Genomic DNA, 17,076 nt, shown 5'->3' on the forward strand with positions numbered 1-17,076 from the left:
TGCCACTCGGCACCCTTAGCTGATGATCACGCTGCTTTGGCGCGTTGGTTAGCTGACGCATCCGCAAGTTTCGTCAGATCACTGTCCGTCTTGGATTCCTCCTGCAGCGTCTGATCGAGTAGTTTTGCAGCATCGGTCATGCCAAGCTCCGTCGCCCACCGCTTCAATGTCCCATAACGTGTGATTTCGTAATGTTCGACCGCCTGTGCAGACGAAATCAGGCCGGCGTCAAGCGCCGCGGTATCCTTGAATTCCTCCATGATCTCTTCGCCTTCGGCGATAATTCCCTCGATCGCATCGCAAGTCTTGCCTCTTGCCGTTTTGCCCATGATTTCAAACACTTGGACGAGCCGTTCAACGTGGCCTTCAGTCTGTTCACGGTGCTTTTCGAAAGCCGCTTTCAAATCTTCTGACTGTGCCGCACGCTTCATTTTTGGCAGGGCTTTGAGAATTTTACGTTCAGCGTAGTAGATGTCCTTGAGAGTATCGTGGAACAAGTCTTCGAGATTTTTTTCCTTGGCCATAGTTCATCTCCTCTTATGAATTTTTTACGTCAAATCGCCGGTAAAATTCCGGTAGTAAGATGGTTTTGGCTGATAAGACAGGCAGGAAACTGGGTCTCTGCCTCTTCGAATAACGCAGTTTCGGAATTTAGGTTCCTCGGCCGGATAGCCACGGTTTCTAATCCGACAGAATCGTTTGATGAGATATCTGCGATTGACATTTGGGAGTCCCAACGCGCCTATTTATCCCGACCTTTACGTCGACGCCCGAGACCTCCGCGGCGGTAGCAAGAGCTATTACCAGTTGCTAGATGGTGCGAAAGAACTCAACGACCTGATCGAGCATAAAGGCATCTCCTTCGCGCTCGGAATATTTAAGGCTTGTTATCGGTTCGGCGAAAAGTCACGGCCAGTCGAATCTATGATTTGAACAAGATCATATACGTCGCACAGATACTTAGGGCTTTGGAGAAAAGGCGGGCGGCCTAAAAAAGAACCCCGCAGCGAAAACCGCGCGGGGTTAAGGCTACTGAGCCCTCTCTCCCAAGGGCAGTGAAAATTTATCCAAATGGGCAAAAAAGTAAATACTAGTCATTCGACCGATCCGGATAGGGTTCTTTTGGAAGTCTGATATTAGGATGGCCGGGCGAGTTTGTCTGCTCATGGGTAGGCTTTTCTTGATGATCGCTGGGTTCGACAGGAGAGGGATCAACGGCTTCTTTCTCCCGCACCAGCTCTGGATCTGACCAAGGATTTACAATTCGGGGTGTTTTCTTTGCTCTGTCTCTCATCGATATCTCCTGCTCGCACAGAGACGAACCCCGAATGGCCGTTGCGAACCATCCGGGGCGCGTGAGTTCGGTGTGCCCAAACTCAGCGGTCGCTCTCTTTGGGGAAGCGATGGTAAAACTATTTCTGATCAATTTTGTTCCTTAGAAAGGTAAGTCCCTGATTCTTGTGGGAGCTGCGCCCCAAGGCACCGCGCGCATATCGAAAAAAAGCCCCGCTTAATAGGCGGGGCAATTGGTGTCATTGCGATGGTATTAACCCGCGACTGGGTTATTTGTTCCTTCAGCTATGTCGGAATTGGTCCGCATTTCGCGTAGGTCGAGCCGAATAGTATATCTCTGATGCGCCAATCTGGCAGCAAGTTCACTTAGTCGAGACATGTCACGAAGTCCGTGTTCGTAGAGCATTAGGATACAGGATGCGAGTTCACTACCCGAATAGTTGCGGTCACTTTGTTCCAATAAGACAGCAGCGTTGGTGAAGCAGCTGCGTAGGAAGTCCACTTCAGCAGGCATATATATTCGGCTCGCTTCGTTGAAAAACGGCATGTCAGCCTCCTTATATTTAGAAGGCAAGCGTACTCTATTCAGAAATATTAGATATCTAATTATTATCACTAAATATTAATTTTAAATCGGACTCAAAAATAATGAGCCCCGCCAGCCGTTTAGCTGACGGGGTATGCGCCTGCCGAAGCGAGCCACGCCGTTAACAGGCGCATGGGCATTGCTGGAATGAGCGACAGAACCAGCGAAGCAGGGGAATGTTCCAATATGGGGCTCCGGGGCTATTCCTCCGGGTCTGTTCCTGTCACGCCGCGGTGCATGTTTTCAGCAACTACCCTTATTGCGGTTGCCGCTTCCTCTTCGGACCATCCGGCTTCTACAGCGTCCTGGATGAGTTCGGGCACGCCGATCACCTGAGTGCGGGCTATGGCCGCAGTGACCTCCGCGTCTCTGGCGCCGGATACCACAGCTCGCTTGACCAGCTCCGCAATTCCTTGCGATACCGCTTCTTGGCAGTCGATTTCGCGTCTTGGATAGTCGCCGGGTTGTTTTGGTCCAAACATTCCTTCCTCCTCAGAATAAACTCGCCTATACTTCCTTGTTGTCATTGCTTGTCGTTAGGTCGACCAGATCGGCATCGGGCAGGGCTTTTGCATTTCCCTGGCTTCATTCCACGGAGCACGTAGCCATGTATCAATTTCTTCCGTGGTGCGGGGAATGACGGGCATTACCTTTGGATGAACCGGCCAGACAACACCATTTGCCTCGGTCGTAAGCAACGCAAAGATATCGATCTCTACAGGGCCTTCCTTCCGTTTTCGGATTGTCTTCCATCGTGTCCAAATTCCAGCAAACGCGGACAAGGGTTTTTCCTCGTTCAGAGCAGACCAGTGAGCGGGAAGCTTTCCTGTTCTCGTATCTCGGATTTTACCGTACTCAGAGAATGAGGTGGCTGGTACTACGCAACGATGCTCGACGCCGAACCATGACGGCCAATGCCCTGACTTGAGATTTCGTATATTGGTCACGCTAATGTCGACGTCAAATTTCAACTTCTCTGGAGGTGTGGGCATTCCCCAGCGAAGCAATGCCAGTTCAGGCTCGTCGCCTTTGATGTTTCGCAAAACTGGGGTCAGAACAAGAGCAGTCCGAAATCGTACGCTAAGGTCGAACGAAACCGGAACGATACCGTAGATCGGATGTGCAACATCCGATCTCTGTGGATTGCCACCGACATGCGCCAATTTTGATTTCTCTGTCCGGCCCGACTCGACAACGCTTCACACAGGTTGGTCGTTAATGGAGTCGGGCCATGGCAAAGCGCAAACTTCTCAAAGATCAAGATCGCCGGAAGCTTTTCGATATCCCAGTCGACGAGGACAGCTTCATCCGCCACTATTTGTTGTCATCGGCGGATCGCCTGGAGATTGAACTGCGGAGACGTAATCACAATCGTCTAGGCTTTGCCATCCAGCTATGTCTGATGCGATACCCGGGTCGAGTGCTTGGAGCAGAAGAAACTCCGCCTCGCGCCATGCTGAAGTATGTTGCTGATCAGATCGGCGCCGCTCCAGGCGAATTTGCCCTCTATGCACGTCGTGAAGAAACCCGTCGGGATCACATGGCGCGGCTAATGGTGTATCTGGATACGAGAAGCGCGACGCTGCAAGATCGTCGCGCCGCGCTATTGGCGGCAATTCAAGCGGCGACCATGTCCGACGACGGTGCTGCGATAGCCAGTTCGACTGTCGCCGCGTTTCGCGAACGCGGCGCTCTTCTGCCGGCGATCGACACGATCGAACGCATCGGCCTTGCCGGCCGTGCCATAGCCCGGCGGCGAGCAGAAAGAACCCTGATTGAAGACATCCCACTCGATAGGCTTCAATCACTGGATAAACTGTTAGAGGTTGACCCGCCGATCGGCCAGACCCGCTTTCATTGGCTGCGTTCGGCACCAGAAGCGCCGGCCGCGTCGAACCTCGTCGGGCTGACCGAGCGGATAGCCTTTCTGCGGCGGCTGGAGATCGATCCGGAACTGCAGGCGCGCGTGTCATCCGGACGGTGGGACCAGATGATCCGGGAGGGCAACGCAACGCCGGCCTGGCTTGCCAACGACTTCAACGCCAGCCGTCGCCGCGCTCTGATCGTGGCCCAAGTCATCAAGCTTTGCCAGAAGCTCACGGACGATGCGGTGACGATGTTCATCAAGCTGATGGGTAAATTGTTCTCGCAAGCCAACAATCGAAAGAAGCAGCGACAGATGGACTGCAGAGCGAATACCGCCAAAGCGCTGCGCATGTTTCTAGATACGATCACCGCACTGCAGTCCGCCAACGACTATGGTCGGAACGCTTTGGATGTTCTCGACCAGAAAGTCGGTTGGGACCGGTTGCTTCGGATGAAGCCTGAGCTTGAGTCGATGGTCGACGACAACGAGGCTCCGCCGTTGACCGTGGCAGCCGAACAATACGCGACCGTCCACAAATACATTGGTGCATTTCTTCAGGCCTTCACGTTTCGCTCGGCGCATCGCCACGACCCGCTTCTGGCGGCAATTGCGCTGCTGAAACGGCTTCATGCCGAGAAGCGGCGGACACTCCCTGATCGCGTGCCGCTCACCCATCTCAGCCAAACTGATCGACGGCTTATCTTCGAACAAGGGAAACCTGATCGCCGTCTCTACGAGATCGCCACGCTAGCGGCTTTGCGAGACCGGCTTAGATCTGCGGACATTTGGGTCGACGGCAGCCGATCTTTCCGGCCGATTGACGAGCATCTGATGCCGCGGTCGACATTCATCGCGATGAAGGAAGAAGATCGTCTCGGTTTGGGGGTCCAAGGCGACGGCGCGCAGTGGCTTGCTGAAGCGTGCCAGATGCTCGAGTTCAACCTGCAGCGTCTTGCGCACAGAGCACGATCCGGAAAACTCGAAGGAGTTCGTCTTGAGGCCGGAACGTTGATCGTCACACCAACCGTCGGCGAAGTCCCCGTGGCAGCAGAGGAACTGAATGCCGAGATCAGCGATATGTATCCGTTGGTCGAGGTTCCCGACTTGTTAAGGGAAGTGCATGAATGGACCGGCTTTGCGGATCACTTCACGCATGTTCGCACCGGCGACATCCCGAAAAATGTCTCTGCCATGCTCGCTGGTGTACTGGCCGATGCGACGAACCTCGGCCCAAAGCGAATGGCGGGCGCATCCAAGGGGATCAGCGCTCACCAGATTGGGTGGATGCGCACATTCCATGCCCGATCGGAGACCTACCGCGCGGCGCAAGCGTGCATCACCGATGTCCACACCCAGCATCCGCATTCCCGCCTATGGGGCAATGGCACAACGTCATCGTCAGATGGCCAATTCTTTCGTGCGAGCGACCGAGCCGCAAAGCGCGGCGACATCAATTTGCACTACGGCAGCGAACCCGGGACGAAATTCTATAGCCATCTATCAGATCAGTACGGCTACTTCGGCATTTTGCCCATCAGTCCGACCGAAAGCGAGGCGGCCTATGTGCTCGATGGGCTCTTCGACCAGGACACGGTGCTCGACATTCAGGAACACTTTACCGACACGGGCGGTGCCAGTGATCATATCTTCGGGCTGTTCGCCTTGATCGGAAAGCGGTTCTCACCGCGACTGCGCAATCTCAAAGACCGGAAGTTCCACACGTTCGAGAAGAGCGATGCATATCCAACCCTGTCGAACCATATCGGGGCGCCGATCAACACCGCCCTAATCCTCGACCATTGGGACCATCTGCTCCATCTCGCGGCGTCGATCACGACGCGGTCCGTGGTACCGTCTACGATCCTGAAGAAGCTGTCCGCATCTCCGAAGCAAAGCCATCTCGCAAGGGCGCTCCGCGAACTCGGCCGTATCGAAAGGTCGCTCTTCATGATCGAATGGTACTCAAGCCCGGCATTGCGGCGGAGATGCCAAGCCGGTCTCAACAAGGGAGAGGCCGCCCATAAGCTGAAACGCGCTGTGTTCTTCCACGAGCGAGGCGAGATCCGTGACCGGTCGTTCGAAAGCCAAGCTTTCCGCGCCTCGGGGCTCAATCTCGTCGTCAGTGCGATCGTGCACTGGAATACGGTTTACCTTGATCGCGCGGTCACACAGCTGAAACGAGCGGGGCGAGACATTTCTGATACTCTATTGAAACACATCTCGCCGCTCAGTTGGGAACATATCAACCTTACCGGCATCTACACATGGGATGCCGAACATCAGATGCCGAACGGATTTCGATCGCTCCGCCTTCCGGCTAGGCTAAGGAACGCCGCGTAAGTTCTCATTCCGTTCGTCCTTAGCGTACGATTTCGGACTGCTCTTGTTCTGACCCCAGATTGGGACAGGCACTCTTCGTGCTCCTGATCATGTCCATGCTCGTCTTCACGGGCGTCTACGTCATCGGCAATCCGGTCGACGTGCTGATCTCGCCCGACGTGACGCAGGAGATGCGTCAGCAGGTCATCCAGCAATACGGACTCGATCTTCCCCTGTGGGAGCAGTATTTCCAGTTCCTCCAACGTTTGCTGACCGGCGACCTCGGGCGCTCCTTCGTCTTCAACATGCCGGTCGTCACGCTGATCGCCCAGCGCCTGCCGGCAACGTTGGAACTAACGCTGATCGCGGTATTGTTCGCTTCCCTCGTCGGCATTCCGCTCGGCATCTATGCCGGTTACAGGCCCGACAGCTACATCGCCAAGGCCATCATGGCCGTGTCGATCCTCGGCTTCTCGGTGCCGACCTTCTGGATCGGCCTGATGCTGATCATGGTCTTCGCCGTGCAACTCGGCGTGCTGCCGGCGGGCGGGCGCGGGCAGACGACGGAGCTTTTCGGCATCCCGTTTTCCTTCCTGACGTTGAATGGCTGGTCGCATCTCATTCTGCCGGCCATCAACCTCTCGCTGTTCAAGCTGTCGATGATGTGCCGGCTGGCCGCGTCCGGCACCCGCGAAGTGATGCTCACCGACACGATCAAGTTTGCGCGTGCGGCCGGCATCTCGGAAAGCACGATCCTGCGCCGCCATGTGCTCAAACTGATCTCGATTCCGCTGGTGACAGTGTTCGGCCTGGAACTGGGCTCGACGCTCGCCTTTGCGCTGGTCACCGAAACGATCTTCTCCTGGCCGGGGCTCGGCAAGCTGATCGTCGATTCCATCACCTCGCTCGACCGGCCCGTCATGGTCGCCTACCTGATGCTCGTCTCGGCGCTGTTCGTGGTCATCAATCTTTGCGTGGATCTCGCCTATGCGGCGCTCGATCCGCGCCTGCGGCAGGGGAGGCGCTGACATGTCGATGGAAGCCCACGCGGTGAAATCCGTCTCGCCGCTGTCCGAATTCTGGCACACCTTCCGGCGCAACAAGGTCGCGGTCGTGGCTCTCGGCGTCGTGATCGCCATCATCCTCATGGCCGTTTTCGCGCCGTTTCTCGTGCCGCAGGATCCCTATGACCTGAAGTCGCTGGTGCTGCGCGATGCGCGCCGCCCCCCGGGTTATGTCGGCTCGACAGGCATCTTGCACCTGCTCGGTACCGACAGCCAGGGGCGCGACCTGCTTTCGGGTATCGTCTATGGCCTGCGAATTTCCCTGCAGATGGGATTGGTCGCTGGCGCCATCGCCTTTTCGATCGGCGCGGTGGTGGGCTGCTTTGCCGCCTATGTCGGTGGGCGCACGGAGACGATGATCATGCGCATCGTCGATATCCAGCTCTCCTTCCCAGCGATCCTGCTGGCCTTCGTCGTGGCCGCGATCCTCGGGCAGGGCAAATCGCAGCTCATCCTCGCGCTGGTCTTCGCGCAATACGCCTATTTCGTGCGGACCGCCCATGGCGCCGCTGCCGCCGAGCGGCAGAAGGACTATGTGCAGGCCGCCCTTTCGGTGCCGATGAGCGGCTGGTTCGTCATCAGCCGGCATATCCTGCCCAATTCGCTGCCGCCGCTGATCGTGGTCGCCACGGTGCAGATCGCCTCGGCGATCTCGCTGGAAGCGACCCTGTCTTTCCTGGGCGTCGGCCTGCCGCCGACGGAACCGTCGCTCGGCATGCTGATCGCCAACGGCTTCCAATATCTGATGTCGGGGCGCTACTGGATCGCGATCTATCCCGGCATCGCCCTCATCATCCTCATCATGGCGATCAATCTGGTCGGCGACCAGATCAGGGATCAGCTCAATCCGAGGCTGCGCAAATGAGCGAACTTCTCGATGTCCGTAGCCTGCGGACCTATTTCGAGACCGACAAGGGCACCGTCAAATCGGTGGACGACATCTCCTTCACGCTGAAGCGCGGCGAGGTTATGGGGTTGGTCGGAGAGAGCGGCTCGGGCAAGTCCATCACCGGCTTCTCGCTCATCGGTCTCCTGGACGAGACCGGCCGCATCCAGGAGGGCAGCTCCATCCGCTTCAACGGGCGCGAGCTGGTCGGGCTTGATGGCAAGGAACTGCGCAAGCTCCGGGGCAAGGACATCTCCATGGTGTTCCAGGATCCGATGATGACGCTGAACCCTGTCGTGCGCATCATCGACCAGATTGGGATGGCGATCCGGGCGCATGAGCAGGTTTCGGATGCCGAAGTCCGCCGTCGTGCGGTCGAGGCTCTGGCCAAGGTCAAGATCGTCGATCCCGAAAGCAAGGTGGACCAGTATCCGCACGAGTTTTCCGGCGGCATGCGCCAGCGCGTGGCCATCGCCATTGCCCTGCTGCACCGGCCGCAGCTCGTCATCGCCGATGAGCCGACCACCGCGCTCGACGTCTCGGTGCAGGCCGAGATTCTGATCATGGTGAAGGCGCTGGTGGCGGAGATGGGGACTTCGTTGATCTGGGTGAGCCACGACCTCGCCACCGTCTCCTCGATCGCCGACACCATCGCAGTGATGCGGCGGGGCAAGATCGTCGAGAGCGGCCCTGCGAGGCAGGTGCTGCACAATCCGCAGCATCCCTATACGCAGGGGCTGCTGGATGCGCTACCCTCTCGTTCGATGCCCGGCAAGCCGCTGGCATCTGCCGCGACCGAGGCGGCCGGTCCCATGGACCTGAGCGGGCTTGGTGGCACCGCGCTCGGCGCTGCGCCCGATGAAGCCTTCGTAAAGGCGGAGGCGATCGAGAAGATTTTTGCCCGACGCATCGGTTTTCTGCGCGGTCTCGGCATACGCTGGGGCCTGTTGCGAGAGCCCGGCCCTGTTCATGCGGTAATATCGGCGAACCTGACCATCGCTCGCGGGGAGATTCTCGGCCTCGTCGGCGAATCCGGTTCCGGTAAATCGACGCTTGGACGCATCTTGTGCGGTATCTATCCGCCGACCTCCGGTACGGTCAGCGTCGGTGGCAAGCCGGTGCGCTCGGCAACGGGCAAGCTTGGCACCCATGTGCAAATGATTTTCCAGGATCCCTTCGCCTCGCTCGATCCGCGCCGCACCATCTTCCAGTCGGTGGCCGAAGGGCCGATTGCTCATGGTTTCTGCACGCGCGCCAATGCTCGCGACTATGTCAATCGTTGGCTGCGTGCCGTTGCCTTCGATCCGGCGCTGGCCGATCGCTATCCACACCAGTTCTCGGGCGGCCAGCGCCAGCGCATCGCTATCGCGCGAGCGCTGGCTATGCAGCCGGAAGTCATCATCTGTGACGAGCCGGTCGCCTCGCTCGATGTCTCGATCCAGGCGCAGGTCATCAACCTTTTGATGGAGCTGCGGCGCAATCTCAACATCACGCTACTGTTCATCAGCCACGACCTTTCGGTCGTGCATCACCTGTGCGACCGCGTCGTGGTGATGCGTCATGGCGAGATCGTCGAGCAAGGAACTGCAACGCAAGTCTTCACCACGCCCCGGCACGCCTATACGAAGATGCTGCTCGAGGCGGTTCCGAAGCTGGAGACAAGACCGTCGTGATAATTTGACAATGCATGCCGATATTATTCGACAAGACTTAGTTTTGTCGTAGGGCTGCCCCCGGCCAAATCTGATCAACGCCTGTTGGTTTCCGCGCGGAACTGAGCCGGTGGGGGTGCGGATAAAAAGTTGGACTGTTTTAAATGCTCAGGCCGAGGCTCTTACGATATTCGACCGGGCTGAGTGATCCCAGTGAAATTTTGATGCGCGTTTCATTGTACCATCGGATGTAGGCGTCCACCTCTGCCACGAACTGCTCGATCGTGATGACCTTCCAGTCTCGTGGATAGAAGAGCTCGGTTTTCAACCGACCGAAGAACCCTTCGCACGCGGCGTTGTCTTGCGAGCAACCCTTTCGAGACATCGAGCGAACCAGTCTTGCTTCGCTGATACGGGTTAACCAGCCGGGCCATCGATAATGGGCTCCGCGATCAGAATGGATGATTGGCCGTTCCTCGCCGTTGGCGACGGTTTCGATGGCTGCATCCAGCATGGTGTTGACGAGACCTGCATCCGGTTGGGTTCCGATGGACCAGCTGATGACCATGCCGTCAAAGCAGTCGATGATGGGCGAAAGGTACACCTTGCCTGCTGGGATCTGGAACTCGGTGATGTCTGTCAGCCACTTCACGTTCGGCGCTTCTGCATGGAAGTCGCGATTGATCAGGTTCTCGGGCGCTGGACTGATCTCTCCCAGATAGGATCCAAACCGCCGTCGACGCGGCTTGGCAACGACCAATTGCTCCTGCTTCATCAATCGCTGGACAACCTTTTCCGAGATTACCACGCTTTGTCTGGCCAGCGACGCCTGCAGTCGTCGATAACCGTAGCAACGACGGTTCGTTTCAAAGATCTCAGCTAGGCTGTGGCGGACGGCGGCATACTTGTCTGCCAGGCACATGCGGGCGCGATGGTAGAAGTAGGAGCTGCGGGCAATCCGAAGCTGGGCAAGCAGCTCTGGCAAGCGATAAACTTCCTTAAGGGCGTCAATCAGTTGGGTCTTCTCCCGATTACTCAGGATCTGCAGATCGACGCCCAGGTCTTTTTTTAGGAGTTCGTTGGCCTTCTTCAGGAGATCATGCTCGAGTTGTAACTGGCGGACATCACGCTGGAGGGCTTCAAGCTGTCGCTCGAGCTCTTCACGTTCAGGCAGCTTGGGGTTGGATTTGCGGCGTTTCATGGATGAGGGAGCCTCGTGACCGAGTAGCTGATCTTTCCAGCTGTACAATGTCGGCCTTGAGACGCCCAGTCGGTCAGCTACCTGTTGAGCGCTTTCATCTCCACTGCATAATCCGATGACCCCCGCTTGCCGGACCTCTTCGGAATAGCCAGGGTGCCACGATCGACCGACCATCGATGTCCGCGCCTCCGGAAACGCCTCACGAACCCATGCGGTTAGAGTTCCTCGACCGGGATAGCCGAGCGCCCTCATCGTCGCAGAGATGCAACGATCATGGGTGCGAAAGTGCTCAAGTGCCGCCTGCCTCTGAGCCTCTGAATATTTTGGCGCTCGCGCTACCGGCTGAGTACGCAGGTCGAGATGCTGTAGGTACTCGCGGTACCAGCCTCTCAGCGCATTCTTGGTGGGATATCCCAGCTGGCGAATGGTCGCGTTAAGCCGCTTGCCAAGCCGGATATAGAGCTCAACCGCTCGAAGTCTGTCTGCGTAGGAATACATGAACTACCTCCTTGGTGGTCCAAGTTTTCGTCCGCACCCCCTTATGCGCCTAACCGGCTCAGTTTCGCGCGGAAACCAACATGCCGACGGCATGTCGCCGCGCGACATCGCACTCCTGTTGAACGAAGAGAAAGTCACTGGTCCGCGGGGCCGCAAATGGCGCGATACAGCAATTCGTGGCCATGTCGGCCGTGGCACCGGCATTCTCAACAACGAGAGCTATATCGGCCGCATGGTGTGGAACCGCCGCCAGTACCGCAAAAACCCTCAGACGGAGAAGCGTACGGCCCGCGCCAATGATGCGAGCGAATGGGTTCTGGCGGAGGTGCCGCAGATGCGTATCATCTCCGACGAACTGTGGAGCCGCGTCAAGGACCGGCAGAAGGAGATCGGGGAACTGTTCGATTTCGGGCAGAGCAACCGGCTCAATGCCACGCACCGGCCGGAGTATCTTCTGAGCCAACTCCTCGAATGCGAGGAGTGCGGCGGCCCCTACGCGATTTCCGGCAAGGATCGCTATAGCTGCACCAACCGCAAGAAACGCCTGCCGATCGACGAGCTTGGCGGCGCATGCTGCAGCAACAGCAAGACCATCATTCGTCAGGAACTGGAGTGCCGCGTGTTGGACTGCCTGCCCGCAGCCTTCTTTGCCGGAGGCATCTTCGACACGCTATCCGAACAGATCATCGCCCACGAGACGGCAAAACTCAAACGTCCGCTGGCCGACCGCGATCAGATGAAGCGCAAGCTCTTGGAGCTCGAGGGCAAGCAGCAGAACATCATCCAGCAGATCAGTGACCGTGCGGCCGAGGGCCGTCCTCGCCTGCCGGCACTCGACGACACGCTCGACCGGCTCGAAGTCGAGCGACAGACGCTGGAGAAGGAGATCGCCAGTTTCACGGAAACCGGCCCGGACATGACTGCCAAGATCGAGCAATTGGGTCGGCGCCATAATCCGCAGGAAACAGAGATGGCGATGCGGCAGTTCATGCGGATGGCGCGCAAGGGCACGGATGAAGATGCAAAGCGCGCGCTGATGCCGATCGTCCGCCAGCTCGTTCAGAAGGTTGTCATCGGTAAGACACCAGGCCATCAGCCGGCGAGCCTGCAGGTTCATGGCTTGATCGCCGCAATCCTCACCCAGATGGATGTGTTCGACTACATGAGTAGCCGCTTTATGTCGGAGGTCCACGAGGATTTCATGGAACGCGTGGAAGCCGGCGATATCGACAGTGAAGAGAAGAAGGAGATGATGCTCGACATTTACCGCGAGGAATTTCTCGAGCGGCTTCCCGAATGGGAGAATTTACAAATGTCGGTGGTTGCGGGGGCAGCTGCCATATTATCCCGAAAGTCTCTTGTTTTTCAATCCACTAGAAATCCACCGTCGTCCATAATACCCACAAGAATACCCGCATCACATTGTCGTTATTTTGGTGAAAGCCACCGCGTTCTGCCAAACTCCAGACTATTCCGCCGGCGGGGTCCCATTCTCCTTCACCACCCACTTTCCTTTTCCAACACTCCGAATGTGCATCGCTCCCGAAGCTGCCGACCTGGCTGGGGTGCCGACCTTTCTCGTAGATTTCGAATTAACCGCACTCTGCTACACATCGGCCGTCCGCGTTTTTCCTCCCGAGCCCGAGCCGCTTCGCCGCTTGCCGGCGTTGTTCGGAATATCCTGGGCTACCATCGGACAATCGCCCGGCCGCTTGAACCGGAAGCGGTACTCCTCTGATGTAAGCCCGTATCGCCAGATGCCGTTTCAGGCTCTTGCAGGGCCTGCCTTGGAGAAGGCCAATGTGATCACGCGACTCCAGACTTGTCTTAACGGAGACGGTTGGCACGTACTCGGGTTCCGGCGGCGCCTCAGGCTTTGCATCCTCCGACGGAGCCGCCTTCGTCGTCCGAATCATATTGGCAAGCTCGCTGCCTGGCACGGCATTGTTTCTAACATAGGCGCTCAAAGCTGAACCGTTAGGACCGCAAGATCGGGCTTCACAGCCTCGCTCATGTCGATGCCCTTGTTTACGCCCTGCGACAACTGAACTTCATCAGGCACTTCCCAGTCTGAAATAGAAAGACGAGGTGCGGAATCTGGGAAAATTTCCAACGAATGTCAAAGGCATTTCACCAGCGAGACCTTCGGGCTTTTTTAGACAGTGCCGGAACTTGGCTTCCGCATTGATATCGACTACAGCAACTCTGGCAGGATCGCCGCAGTAAAGGCATATTCCCAAATTGCGGCCTATGCCTCCCTCGCGGGCCCGGCACACTCAGGCGGGTGCTGTATCCTCGCTCTCGCCACTGTCCGATTTAAGAGCTCCCGCTCTCCGACGGTGAACTCACTTTCCAGCTTTGGCGGAAAAATTTCGAATATCACATGAAACCTGAAATCGATCCGTGCGTTTACGCCACGAAGACGCAAAGCGCGCGAGAAAGCCTTCGGACATGTCCGGCTTTCTCCTGCATGTTGCAAGAACGCGGGACACAAGATTTGTTCATACCCTATACGGAAACGACCGAGACGCTCCAGCCGGATGAAGAACGCATCGTCCGTGACATCGTCTCCCATATGGCGGCGGCGCAGGCTCGCAACGCCGAGCGTCATCGGCACGCCCATCGCGACGCGCACGCCAAGAGCCATGCGGTCCTCAAGGGGCGGATGGCGGTGCATGACGGGCTGGTACCTGAACTGGCACAGGGGATTTTCGCCGCCCCGCGCGAATACGAGGTGGTGGCACGGCTGTCCTCGGCGCCCGGCGATATCCATAGTGACTCCATTCCCGAACCGCGCGGCTTCGCGATCAAGATCATCGGTGTTGAGGGCGAACGTCTCGTGCCCGAGCTTGGCGGCGCCAATCAGGATTTTCTGATGGTGAACTTTCCCATCCTCGCCTTCGGAACCGTGCAGAAATACAAAAAGATGCTCACGCTTCTCGAACGCAGGGCGCAAGCGCCCGAGGCGGTGCAGAAAGCCACGGCCGCCACCGCACGCGGAGTGCGGGGTCTCGTCAAGGCCGTGGGCGCGACGCCCGGCGCAACGCTCCAGGGCCTCGCCCGCGACCGGGCGCATGTGCTGGGCGAGACCTTCCACACCCAGGCCGCGATCCGCTACGGCGACTACATCGCCAAGCTGTCGCTAGCGCCGCAGGGCGAGGTCGCGGTGCTGACCGGGCAAGAGGTCGGCGACGGCTTCTCGGCGATGGCCGATGCGGTGGCGGCGCATTTCGCACGCGCCGGCGCGAGCTACGAACTGCGCGCCCAGCTTTGCACCGATGCCGAAAACATGCCGGTCGAGGACGCCGCCATCCTGTGGGATCCCGACGCCTCGCCGCATGTACCGATCGCGACCCTGCAGTTCGAGCCGCAGGACGTGCTGTCGCCGGCCCGGCGAGTCCACGGCGACGACCATCTGGCCTTCAATCCCTGGAACGGCGTGGCTGCGCATCGTCCGCTGGGCTCGATCATGCGCGTGCGCAAGGCGGCCTATGAATCCTCTTCCGCGCAGCGACACCGGCTGAATGCCGTGCCGCGCGCCGAGCCATCGGCACTGGCCGATATTCCCGACTGACCGACACATTCGACCAAGCAGGAGACCCCACTCATGTCGAACGATACCAAAGACCCGCGTCTGGGCGACGAGTCCCGGCTCGCCGAGTTCCGCCGCATCGCCAGGGAGATCGCGGCGGACGCGCCGACGCTGGCCCAGATCAAGATCAACAGTCTGATCCGCGACCACAATCCGCTGTTCGAAGGTAGCTCGAAATCCGCAGGGCGCGCCGGGCGGCAGTCGGGCAATGTTTCGGAACTGACGGCGATCGCCGATCTCAAGCCCGGCGGAGCCGATCGCCTGCGCCGTCTCTTCAACCTGACGAACGGAAATTTCGATGGTGCACAAAGGGTCTCGACCCTGCACAACATGCGCTTCGTCTTTTTCGACAACGATACGCGTATCATCTTTGCCACCGCCTATGACGGCGACTGGGACACCTATATCAACGATTTCGCGACCAAGATCCCGGAACTGATGGACCTGCTCTTCGCCAATGTCGAAGGCTGGCCCGGCATCACCTCACCCAAGGTGAAGGATTTCATCGCCGGACACCAGATCGACGCGGCGGGCTGGTTCGTTGCCAATCCGCAGGTGAGCGTCGTGGATGTGCGCCGCTACCAGCGGATGGACAAGGCAGTAGAGGAATTCCTCGACGCCATGTCGGCCAATGCCGAAATGGACGCGACGACGCACAAGGCGCTCGCGAAGCTGTCCGAAGCCATCGCCGTTCCGCAGGGGGTCGATTACTGATGAGCTTCTTCAAACACCTGAAAGACCGTTTCCGTCGCGACCGGGTCACGCTCCAGCTCGACGATATCCAGGCCCTGATCCTGCGCTCGCGACCCGAGCCCTATGTGGGCATCCATGCGATGCTGCATGTGGACGAGGCGGAGGGCGGGCGCGACCTGATCGCCCGGCTGGCTGAATATATTCCCTCGGCCAGCGACTGGGCCGACGATCTCAGCGCCTGGACCGGCGTCGCGATCAGCCATGCCGGGCTTAAGGCGCTCGGCCTGCCCGAGGACTCTTTGGCCTCCTTCCCGCTAGCCTTCCGGCAGGGCATGGCGGGGCGCGCGACCCAGCTTCATGATTTCGGCGAAAACGCGCCCGAGACCTGGGAGGACGCCTACAGGAACGACACCTGCCACATCGCGCTGACGATCTATGCCGCAGACAAGCCCGCGCTGGATGTTGCCGTGGAAAAGGCGATGGCCGAGTTCGACGCCTCGACCGGCGTCACGCTCGTGGGCACGCATGAGTTCGGCGCCGACGAGGATGCCGAAAACCCGTTCGGCTTTCGCGATTCCATCTCGCAGCCGACGGTGGCGGGCGCCGGTGTCGATCCGCAGCCGGGGCAGGAGCGCGCCATCGCCGCCGGGGAATTCGTTCTGGGCGAAAACAGCGAGACCGGCGAGCCCATCTCGATGCCTTCGCCCGATCCTCTGGGGCGAAACGGCTCCTTCGTCGTGCTGCGCAAATATGACAGCCGCGTCGGCGCCTTCAACGAGTTTCTGCGTGCACAGACGGGGGACGCAGAGGCGCAGCATGCCTTGGCCGCCAAGATGTTCGGCCGCTGGCGTTCGGGCGCGCCGCTGCCACTATCACCGGCCAGGGACGATCCGGACCTTGGCGCGGACCGGCAGCGCAACAACGATTTCGATTTCAAGGGTGACGTAAGGGGGTTCGTTTGTCCGCATTCCAGTCATATGCGCCGCATGAACCCGCGCGGCGGCGACTTGACCATCCTGACAGACGAGAACATCCACCGCATCATCCGGCGATCCTCGACCTTCGGTCCGAAATGGACACCGGACGTGACGGCGGCGGAAGACAGGCCGGACGAACGCGGCCTGTTCTTCATCTTCATCAGCGCGCGGGCCTATGACACGGTGGAGTTCCTGCAACAGGAGTGGATCAACCGCGGCAACTTCATCGACCTCGGCACCGAGCCAGATCCGATTGTCGGTCTGCATGAGGAGCCGGGCAGGTTCACCATTCCGGCCGATCCGGTGCGCCGCCGCATCGACGGGGTGACAACCTTCAACCGTCTGCGAGGAGGCGAATACATGTTCATGCCCTCCCTGACGGCCCTGCGCTGGATCGGAAGCGAGGGCTGGGCCGGTTGAATACGGATGCAGGAGCGGGGGGGCCTTG

The 17,076-nt window shown here is 58.8% G+C and carries 13 protein-coding genes and 1 pseudogene; 8 read left to right on the forward strand and 6 right to left on the reverse strand.

All coding sequences use genetic code 11. The features are described from left to right. Positions 1-26: 26 nt before the first annotated feature. The 4 genes from OANT_RS24180 to OANT_RS24200 form a co-directional block, all read right to left on the reverse strand. Positions 27-524 carry a YciE/YciF ferroxidase family protein gene (locus OANT_RS24180; RefSeq protein ID WP_011982994.1) on the reverse strand — a complete coding sequence of 166 codons (498 nt, stop codon included), beginning with the start codon at positions 522-524 and terminating at the stop codon, positions 27-29. A 566-nt stretch (positions 525-1,090) separates the two neighbouring features. Next, entirely contained in the window at positions 1,091-1,294 is a 204-nt protein-coding gene (locus tag OANT_RS26615) for a hypothetical protein (protein ID WP_147284763.1), read from the reverse strand. A gap of 785 nt (positions 1,295-2,079) precedes the next feature. Beyond that, on the reverse strand, positions 2,080-2,361 hold the full coding sequence (locus OANT_RS24195) for a hypothetical protein (protein WP_041545837.1): 282 nt from the start codon (positions 2,359-2,361) through the stop codon (positions 2,080-2,082). Positions 2,362-2,415: 54 nt separating this feature from the next. Continuing rightward, a complete protein-coding gene (locus OANT_RS24200; protein WP_011982996.1) occupies positions 2,416-3,042 on the reverse strand; it encodes an SOS response-associated peptidase family protein in 627 nt (208 codons plus the stop codon). Positions 3,043-3,110: 68 nt separating this feature from the next. Here OANT_RS24200 and OANT_RS24205 point away from each other — a divergent pair, with 68 nt between their 5' ends. Genes OANT_RS24205 through OANT_RS24220 form a run of 4 tightly spaced genes read left to right on the forward strand, consistent with a single transcriptional unit; the run spans position 3,111 to position 9,688 of the window. Then, positions 3,111-6,086, forward strand: a complete 2,976-nt coding sequence (locus OANT_RS24205) for a Tn3 family transposase (RefSeq protein WP_011982997.1) — start codon at positions 3,111-3,113, stop codon at positions 6,084-6,086. A 59-nt stretch (positions 6,087-6,145) separates the two neighbouring features. Further along, a complete protein-coding gene (locus OANT_RS24210) occupies positions 6,146-7,093 on the forward strand; it encodes an ABC transporter permease (protein WP_011982998.1) in 948 nt (315 codons plus the stop codon). Between the two features lies 1 nt (position 7,094). Further along, positions 7,095-7,994 (forward strand): ABC transporter permease, encoded by a 900-nt coding sequence (locus tag OANT_RS24215; protein ID WP_011982999.1) that lies wholly within the window; start codon positions 7,095-7,097, stop codon positions 7,992-7,994. Next, positions 7,991-9,688, forward strand: a complete 1,698-nt coding sequence (locus tag OANT_RS24220) for a dipeptide ABC transporter ATP-binding protein (protein ID WP_011983000.1) — start codon at positions 7,991-7,993, stop codon at positions 9,686-9,688. The genes OANT_RS24215 and OANT_RS24220 overlap by 4 nt, the downstream gene beginning before the upstream one ends. Before the next feature lie 139 nt (positions 9,689-9,827). Here the strand turns inward: OANT_RS24220 and OANT_RS24225 are convergent, their stop codons facing one another. Continuing rightward, a complete protein-coding gene (locus OANT_RS24225; protein WP_011983001.1) occupies positions 9,828-11,366 on the reverse strand; it encodes an IS3 family transposase in 1,539 nt (512 codons plus the stop codon). On the opposite strand from OANT_RS24225, the gene OANT_RS24230 reads away from it, so the two are divergent. After that, complete coding sequence (locus OANT_RS24230; protein ID WP_024899799.1) at positions 11,365-13,104, forward strand: recombinase family protein; 1,740 nt, start codon at positions 11,365-11,367, stop codon at positions 13,102-13,104. The two genes, OANT_RS24225 and OANT_RS24230, sit on opposite strands and share 2 nt — an antisense overlap. On the opposite strand, the pseudogene OANT_RS27475 reads toward OANT_RS24230, so the two are convergent. After that, positions 13,061-13,282, reverse strand: a pseudogene (locus tag OANT_RS27475) (MucR family transcriptional regulator); the annotation flags it as partial. The gene OANT_RS24230 and the pseudogene OANT_RS27475 overlap by 44 nt on opposite strands. 554 nt (positions 13,283-13,836) lie before the next feature. Here OANT_RS27475 and OANT_RS24235 point away from each other — a divergent pair. From OANT_RS24235 to OANT_RS24245, 3 genes are read left to right on the forward strand one after another with little or no spacing between them, the layout of a single operon-like run. Next, a complete protein-coding gene (locus tag OANT_RS24235) occupies positions 13,837-14,940 on the forward strand; it encodes a catalase family protein (protein WP_049768477.1) in 1,104 nt (367 codons plus the stop codon). Positions 14,941-14,973: 33 nt separating this feature from the next. Next, on the forward strand, positions 14,974-15,672 hold the full coding sequence (locus tag OANT_RS24240; protein WP_011983004.1) for a hypothetical protein: 699 nt from the start codon (positions 14,974-14,976) through the stop codon (positions 15,670-15,672). Beyond that, positions 15,672-17,048 (forward strand): Dyp-type peroxidase, encoded by a 1,377-nt coding sequence (locus OANT_RS24245; RefSeq protein WP_011983005.1) that lies wholly within the window; start codon positions 15,672-15,674, stop codon positions 17,046-17,048. The genes OANT_RS24240 and OANT_RS24245 overlap by 1 nt, the downstream gene beginning before the upstream one ends. Positions 17,049-17,076: the final 28 nt, after the last annotated feature.

Origin of the sequence: Brucella anthropi ATCC 49188, assembly GCF_000017405.1 — a bacterium.
Lineage (GTDB): Bacteria > Pseudomonadota > Alphaproteobacteria > Rhizobiales > Rhizobiaceae > Brucella > Brucella anthropi.